General features: G+C 55.0%; 8 protein-coding genes, 1 tRNA gene, 1 rRNA gene and 1 pseudogene. 7 read left to right on the top strand and 4 right to left on the bottom strand.

The features are described from left to right. A pseudogene (locus tag MVO87_RS10315) lies at positions 1 to 128 on the bottom strand (aspartate aminotransferase); the annotation flags it as partial. Positions 129 to 290: 162 nt separating this feature from the next. Between MVO87_RS10315 and MVO87_RS10310 the strand changes: the two are divergent. The 3 genes from MVO87_RS10310 (at position 291) to MVO87_RS10300 (ending at position 3,314) form a co-directional block, all read left to right on the top strand. Beyond that, on the top strand, positions 291 to 1,469 hold the full coding sequence (locus MVO87_RS10310) for an MFS transporter (RefSeq protein WP_297553077.1): 1,179 nt from the start codon (positions 291 to 293) through the stop codon (positions 1,467 to 1,469). Between the two features lie 56 nt (positions 1,470 to 1,525). After that, a complete protein-coding gene (locus MVO87_RS10305) occupies positions 1,526 to 2,074 on the top strand; it encodes a 50S ribosomal protein L16 (RefSeq protein ID WP_167728819.1) in 549 nt (182 codons plus the stop codon). 97 nt (positions 2,075 to 2,171) lie between these two features. Further along, positions 2,172 to 3,314: an RNA ligase gene (locus tag MVO87_RS10300; protein WP_297553075.1), complete on the top strand. Its 1,143-nt coding sequence runs from the start codon at positions 2,172 to 2,174 to the stop codon at positions 3,312 to 3,314. Between the two features lie 165 nt (positions 3,315 to 3,479). Here the strand turns inward: MVO87_RS10300 and MVO87_RS10295 are convergent. Together MVO87_RS10295 and rrf are read right to left on the bottom strand one after the other, a co-directional pair. Continuing rightward, a tRNA-Asp gene (locus tag MVO87_RS10295) sits at positions 3,480 to 3,557 on the bottom strand. A gap of 10 nt (positions 3,558 to 3,567) precedes the next feature. Further along, positions 3,568 to 3,689: ribosomal RNA gene (gene rrf, locus MVO87_RS10290) — 5S ribosomal RNA — on the bottom strand. Positions 3,690 to 3,779: 90 nt separating this feature from the next. Here rrf and scpB point away from each other — a divergent pair. The 4 genes from scpB to MVO87_RS10270 all read left to right on the top strand — a co-directional run bounded on the left by scpB (position 3,780) and on the right by MVO87_RS10270 (position 6,757). Then, positions 3,780 to 4,388, top strand: coding sequence for an SMC-Scp complex subunit ScpB (gene scpB, locus MVO87_RS10285; RefSeq protein ID WP_297553073.1), 609 nt, complete (start codon positions 3,780 to 3,782; stop codon positions 4,386 to 4,388). A gap of 116 nt (positions 4,389 to 4,504) precedes the next feature. Then, on the top strand, positions 4,505 to 5,575 hold the full coding sequence (locus MVO87_RS10280; protein WP_297516319.1) for an OB-fold nucleic acid binding domain-containing protein: 1,071 nt from the start codon (positions 4,505 to 4,507) through the stop codon (positions 5,573 to 5,575). A gap of 1 nt (position 5,576) precedes the next feature. Continuing rightward, a complete protein-coding gene (locus tag MVO87_RS10275; RefSeq protein ID WP_297516314.1) occupies positions 5,577 to 5,954 on the top strand; it encodes a replication protein RepA in 378 nt (125 codons plus the stop codon). Next, positions 5,951 to 6,757 carry an OB-fold nucleic acid binding domain-containing protein gene (locus MVO87_RS10270; RefSeq protein ID WP_297516312.1) on the top strand — a complete coding sequence of 269 codons (807 nt, stop codon included), beginning with the start codon at positions 5,951 to 5,953 and terminating at the stop codon, positions 6,755 to 6,757. The genes MVO87_RS10275 and MVO87_RS10270 overlap by 4 nt, the downstream gene beginning before the upstream one ends. Here the strand turns inward: MVO87_RS10270 and mntA are convergent. Further along, positions 6,742 to 7,142 (bottom strand): type VII toxin-antitoxin system MntA family adenylyltransferase antitoxin (mntA, locus tag MVO87_RS10265; protein ID WP_297553071.1); only part of this gene is annotated, 401 nt, incomplete at its 5' end. The genes MVO87_RS10270 and mntA overlap by 16 nt on opposite strands.

Raw genomic sequence — 7,142 nt, 5'->3', positions numbered from 1 at the left:
CTCATTATCGCGAGAACCTCAGGGAAGCAGGCGACTGGTCCGGCCGTAAAGAGCTTGTACTTCGGCTTCACCATCTCATAGACTTCCCTGTAAGCGTCCTCATACTGCATGTCGAAGCGGAGCTCCATTCCAATCACCTCGAAGCGTGTTGATGGAAGACGGTAAAAAGCCTTCGCTCGACAATTTCATGAAAAACCTGAAACTAAACGCACCCATCGGTTCGGCTTTCGAAAAACTTTCGGGGGCCAAACCCTTTTAAGTCAAGTGCATAACGCTCAGAAGGTGGTCTGATGGAGCGCAGAAGGCTCGCAGGGATTCTGCTCCTCATCGTCTCGGCCTTCACGGGAACGATTGCATTTCGCCTCGCAACTCCCGCCATAGCCTTCTACACGCGCGATATCCTCAGGGCGAGCATGTTCGCGGTTTCCCTCGTCTCGATGTCCTTTGTGCTTGCGAGGGCCTTCTCATCAGTCCTGGGCGGTCTCGTCCTTGAGCGGAGCAAGAAACTCGTCTACCTCGGAGCGATAGCAATGATGGGGAACGCTGTAGCTGTTCAGCTCTACCCGCTCACCTCAAGCTGGCTTCAGGTCGTTGGAATAAAGCTCCTAAACGGCTTCCTCAACGGGATAAGCTGGCCGATGGCCCAGTTCGTTTTGGCCGTAACAACACCGAAGGAGATAAGGGCGCGCGTCACTGCGGTTTATTTCTTCTTCGGGAGCATGGCGTCTCTCCTCGGCAACTACGTCTACGCCTACACGGTTGGGCTCGGTCTGGCAGGCCAGATGTGGATTTCCTCGGCGTTCTTCGTCCTGACGGGCCTTATAATGCTCCTCAGCTACTGCCTCCTCTTCGACCTGATAACGCCGAGAAAGAAGAAAACAACAGACGGTGAGAGGCCAAGCCTGAACCCGAGGAGAGTCCTAACGATTGCCTCGCTGATGGCGGTTATAGTGGCCTTCACCTCGGGCGAGATAACCTACGTCTACGTTTCGGAGGCGCTGGGGCTGAGCAAGGAGAGAACCGCCGTTCTGCTCGGCTGGACGGGGTTCCTCTCGGCGCTTCTCAGCTACTTCGTCTCGTGGCTCGCCGACGTGAGGAGTGAAGCCAAGATGGTTAAGCTCACCGCCCTTCTCGCGGGAGTATCACCGATTTTGGCTTCGATAAAGACGGCCCCTACGGTCTTTCTTGGAATTTTTCTGGCCCTCTTCGCCTTCCAGAGCTTCAGACCTATTTCGAGGAAAGTTCTGGCGAGCTACCACCGCTCATCGCTCGCGATAGGTGGGGTAAACGCGGTGCAGAACCTCTCGACCTTCATCGGGGGGATGCTCTTCGGCTTGGCTTACTCGCTCGGGGAGGTTCACCTTGGACTGACCCTCAACCTTGCCCTTCTGGCATTCCTGCCATTTTCGATAGGGCTGATAATCGAGGGAACGAGGGTCAAAGATAGTGAACGTCCAAAACTTTTATAAGGAACTCAACTCGCCTAAGTTTAGGCTCTGATTCGCGCTCATTTGGAGGTGAGATTATGGGACTCAGACCAGCGAAGATTGATAGGGACGTTGACAAGCCCGCTTACACGAGGAGGGAATACATACGCGGTGCTCCCGGACCGAAGATAACGATATTCGACATGGGCAACCTCTCGGCCGAGTTCCAGTACGAGGTCAGCCTCCACGCCGAGCAGGCTATGCAGATAAGACAGAACGCCCTCGAAGCCATTCGTATTCAGGTCAACAGGTACCTCCAGAAGAACGTCGGCAGGAGCAACTACCACTTCAAGATTCGCGTTTACCCGTTCCAGGTGCTCCGTGAGAACCCGATGGCTACCGGAAGGAAGGCCGACCGTTACGGAAACGGTATGCGCAGGCCCTTCGGAAAGCCAATTGGCCTTGCCGCCCGCGTTAGGAAGGACCAGAAGATACTCACCGTCTGGGTCAACGAGAACCACCTCAAGTTCGCCCTCGAGGCCATGAGGAGGGCCAAGATGAAGCTCCCCTACAGCGCCTACTACAGGATTTACGACAAGGACGGCAACGACGTCACCACCAAGGTTCTCTCCACGATGAAGCGCTGATTTTATGCCCTTTCTCTTCTCTTAATGTCTCTTAACCCAATAATTATTAACACCCAATAATTATTAACCATGGGGGCAAATCTTATCTGGTGAGAGGATGGTCAGCTCGGGGTTTCGAAACCTTCTCCTGAAACTCGGCCTGCCGGAGGAGAGACTTGAGGTACTCGAGGGGAAAGGCGGAATAGAAGAAGATACCTTCAAGGGAATCCGCTACGTCCGCTTCCGCGATTCGGCGAGGGGCTTCAGGAGGGGAACGGCCGTTTTTGAGGACGGGACGGTCGTTTTAGGATTTCCGCACATAAAGCGAATCGTTCAGCTCGAGAACGGTGTAAGGAGGATATTCAAGGGCAAACCCTTCTACGTCGAGGAGAAGGTTGACGGCTACAACGTCCGCGTCGTCAAAGTTAAGGACAGAATTTTAGCGCTCACCAGGGGCGGTTTCGTCTGCCCCTTCACGACCGAGAGGATTCTTGACTTCATCAACGAGGAGTTCTTCAGGGATTACCCCAACCTCATCCTCGTCGGCGAGATGGCCGGGCCGGAGAGTCCTTATCTGGTTGAGGGACCACCCTACGTAAAGGAAGACATTCAGTTCTTCCTGTTCGACATCCAGGAGAAGGGAACCGGGAGGAGCATTCCAGCAGAGGAGAGGTATAAACTCGCCGAGGAGTACGGAATTCCGCAGGTTGAGGTCTTTGGACTCTACGATAGGTCAAGGGTTGACGACCTGAGGGAGCTTGTTGATAGGCTCAGCAAGGAAAAGCGGGAAGGCGTTGTCATGAAGACGCCCGACATGAAGAGAATAGCGAAGTACGTGACGCCATACGCAAACATCAACGACATGAGAATCGGCGCGCGGATTTTCTTTGACTTGCCCGGTGGCTACTTCATGGGGAGAATAAGCCGGCTCGCCTTCTACATAGCCGAGCGGAAGGTTAGGGGCGAGGACTTTGAGAACTACGCGAAGGCACTCGGAGAGGCCCTCTTAAAGCCCCTCGTTGAGAGCATCGAAGAAGTATCGCAGGGCCACGACGTCGAGGAGACCTTCAGGGTGAGGGTGAAGAACGTAAGCACCGCCCACAGGATGGTGAGCCACTTCGAGAGGCTCGGCCTCAAAATCCACATCGAGGACATAGAGGACTTGGGGAACGGCTACTGGAGGATAACCTTCAAGAGGCTCTACCCCGACGCGACGCGGGAGATAAGGGAGCTGTGGAACGGCTTGGCCTTCGTGGACTGAGCTTTTCCCATTTTCCAGCGCTCTGGAGAGGCATAAAAGACTCGAACCCTTTTAGGAGGGTTCTTAGAGGAACCCCCAAAGAGAACTCACAAAGGAATCCACTCAAAAACTGTTCTTCAAAAAAGCATGCCCACTTTGGTGAAACGTTTCTGGAAAAAGTGTCTTTGGCGCCCGGGCCGGGATTTGAACCCGGGTCACGGGAGTGACAGTCCCGTATGATGGGCCGGGCTACACCACCCGGGCGCATGATAGTGGCCGGCGGCGTTCCCGGTTTCCCGCCCCCTCTCGGAGGGCAGTACACCCGGGAACGCAGGCGGGCTTAACTTCCGGGGTCGAAACGAGACCGGGTGTAACCCCGCCGCTATGGCCGCCGTGCCGATTCATACCTGTCGAGGCGGGTTTATAAATTTTGCGGTCGGGAAGCTTTAATAAGTCTGCATGCCTTAACGTCTCCAGGTGTGAACCATGGGACTGCTTGAGGACAAGGCCCTCGTTGAGGCGGCCCTCTTCGTTTCGGGAAGACCGCTCAGCGTCAAGGAACTTTCAAAGGCCCTCGGGATAAAATCCCTTGACTACCTCGAAAAGCTCATCGAGCTCATAGCGGCTGAGTACGCGGAGAGAAAGAGTGCCATAGAGGTCGTCAAGGTTCTGGGCGATAAGTACGTCATGCAGGTCAAGCAGGAGTACAGCCAGAGGGTTATCCACCTCATGCCGAGACCCGACCTGAGAACCGGCGAGCTGAAGACCCTCGCGCTCATTGCTTACCTCCAGCCGATAGAGCAGAGTAAAATCATAAAGCTCCGCGGAAGTCAGGCCTACGAGCACATAAAGAAGCTCATCGAGATGGGCCTAATCTACGCCGAGCCCTACGAGAGGACGAAGCTCCTCGGAACGACCCAGAAGTTTGCGGAGCTCTACGGCTTTCCCGAGAACGACCCTGTGATAATCAAGGAGGCCTTCAAGAAGGTTGTCCACGCGGAGTACAGCGACCTCATAGCTAAGCTCGAGGGTAAGACAGTGGACGATAGTGCCAAAACTGAGGAAGACAGCTCCGAAAGCGACGGAACTTCTTGAGCTCCCAGTTATCCCTTTTCTTCTATAGCGCGGAAATAATGCCCCTTCTCGCCAAAAGGAGTTCGGAGGGAAAAGTTTAAATACCCCGAGTCCCAATTACCATCAAGGTGAGTGCTATGGTAGGCCTTACAAAGGAGCAGATAATCAATCGAATCATCCGGCATCGGGGCCTCTCAAAGGAGGAAATCGAGGAGAGGATTGCCGAGCTGGCTAAAACCCACGGGATTTCCGAGCACGCCGCGGCCGTAATGCTGGCCGAAGAGCTCGGCGTCAAGCTCGAGGAAGGTGAGGAGCTCCTTCACATAGCGGACCTCGTCCCGGGAATGAGCAACGTGAACATCGTCGCGAGGGTTCTCAGGAAGTTCCCGCCGAAGGAGTATCAGAAGAGGGACGGCTCGACCGGAAGGGTTGCCAACCTCATCATCTATGACTCCACAGGTCAGGCGAGGCTCGTCCTCTGGGACAACTTCGTGAGCAAGTACTACGACGAGCTCAGCCCGGGCGACGTCATCAAGGTCATAGACCCCCTTGTCAAGGAGGGGATGCGCGGGATAGAGCTCCACGCCAACTATAGGACGAGAATCATCAAGGACCCCGAAGACCCGCGCGTCGAGGAGATACCGCCCATCGAAGAGGTCAGAACCTACAACTACAGAAGGATGAAGATTAAGGACCTCGAAGGAAACGAGCGCTTCGTCGAGCTCAGGGGAACCATAGCGAGGCTCTACCGCGTCATAACCTACGACTCCTGCCCGGAGTGCAGGAGAAAGGTTGACTACGACCCGGCGAGCGAGAGCTGGGTCTGCCCCGAGCACGGAGCAGTAAAGCCCGTCAAGATGGTCGTCCTCGACTTTGGCCTGGACGATTCGACTGGCTACATCAGGGTCACGCTCTTCGGAGACGATGCCAGCGAACTGCTCGGCGAGAGTCCAGAGGAGATAGACGAGAGGCTCAAGAAGCTCATCGAAGAGGGTCTGACGATGAGGGAAGCGGGAAGGAAGCTCGCGGAGGAAACCTACTACCCGCTCCTCGGCAGGGAGATAATCGTCAGGGGCAACGTCACGGAGGACAAGTTCCTCGGAACGCTCCTCAAGGCCAGAACCTGGGAAGAGGTCGATGAGAGGCGCGAGATAGAGCTCGCGAGAAGAGAGCTGAGGGAAGTTTTGAGGGCCTTCGGTGGTGAGTGAAATGGAGGAGATGAGGTTCAGGCGCAGAAAGCCCGCCGTCGAGAGGAAGATTGCCGAGATTATGGAAGACGATACGAGGGTTTCCCTAATCGGCAAGGCCTTCAAGGTTGACAAGCTCGACTACACCTTCTGGCTCGACGACGGGACGGGAGTTATACTCGTCGAGAGCGAGGAGAACGTCCTCCCCGAGAACGGCCAGGTCGTCAGGGTTATCGGCAGGGTCATAAGGAGCGAGGAGAGCGTTCACATCTTCGGCGAGGTCATACAGGACTTCAGCGACGCCGATTTGGAGGCACTGGAGGAGATAAGGGAGCTTGAGAGAAAGATACTCCCGAAGGTTGAGAACGTCATCAGCTTCTTCGGAGGTGAGGAGCTATGAAGAAGCGCCTTCCAGCGAGCAGGGTCTACATCAAGGACATCCTCGACGGCTACTACGTCAGGAGCGAGGGTGATTTCGAGCCGAACTACCTCATAACGCGCGACGCCAGAAAAGTCTACCGCGTCAAGGTCGTTGCCACCGTCGTCAGGGAGCCTGTGATAAGCGACGACGAGACCTACGGCAAGTTCCAGATTGACGACGGAACCGGAACCATCTGGGTTCTCGGCTTTAGGGACGACACGCGCTTCATAAGGCTCGTGAAGAAAGGAGACATAGTCCAGATAATCGGAAAGGTCGCGGAGTGGCGCGACGACAAGCAGATACTCGTGGAGGGAGTTGCGAAGGTTAGCCCGAACTTCTGGATACTCCACCGCTTTGAGACCCTCAAGGAGAAGGTCGAGCACGCAGAGAAGGCGAAGATAGCCTTCGAAATCTACGACCGCTACGGCATAACGGCCAAGGCCAAGGTCATAGCCAGGAACAAGGGCGTTGATGAGGAGCTCCTCCAGACGATAGACGAGCTATACACGATGATGCTCGAGCAGAGGGCCCTTGAAGAAGAGCTAATCGAGGAGGAAACGACCGAGGAGGCCGAGGAGTTACCGGTCAACCCGGAGCTTGAGAAGGCGAAGGAAGCTGTTATGAACCTCCTCCGCGAGAAGGGCAAGGCTTTGTCTCACAAGTTCATAGTCAAGAAGCTCTCCAAGGAGTTCGACGAGGAAATCATTGAAGAAGCTATAAGTCAACTTTTAGCGGACGGAGAAATCTACGAGCCGGAGATAGGCTTCTACGAGCCCCTGTGAAGGAGCTCCCTTCTCATTTCCCTTTCAAAGTGCCTGAAGTCGAGGTACTCTCTAACCGTCAGGTCGTAGAACTCAAGCCATTTCTCCTCGTCCCTGGTGAAGAGTAGCTTTCCGTGGAGGACCCGGTACCTGAAAGCCGGCGGTGAGTCGTTCAAAACCCTGACATCAACCGGGTATTTGAGGAGCAACTCAAGCTCCACCGCGAGCTTGAGCTCGTAGCTGAGAAAGTCCTTGACCTTCTCCGGGTCAACGTACACGGCAACGTCGATGTCCCGATAGAACTCGCCCTCAAGGAAACTACCGTGAAGGTAGGCGAATATTATCTCCTCTTTTTCCACAAGGAATTTGGTAAGGGTTTCGATGACCTCATCCTTGTTTAGATGTC

The sequence above is a fragment of the Thermococcus sp. genome, assembly GCF_027063845.1.
GTDB lineage: Archaea > Methanobacteriota_B > Thermococci > Thermococcales > Thermococcaceae > Thermococcus.
This window is presented reverse-complemented; position numbering and strand designations above follow the sequence as displayed.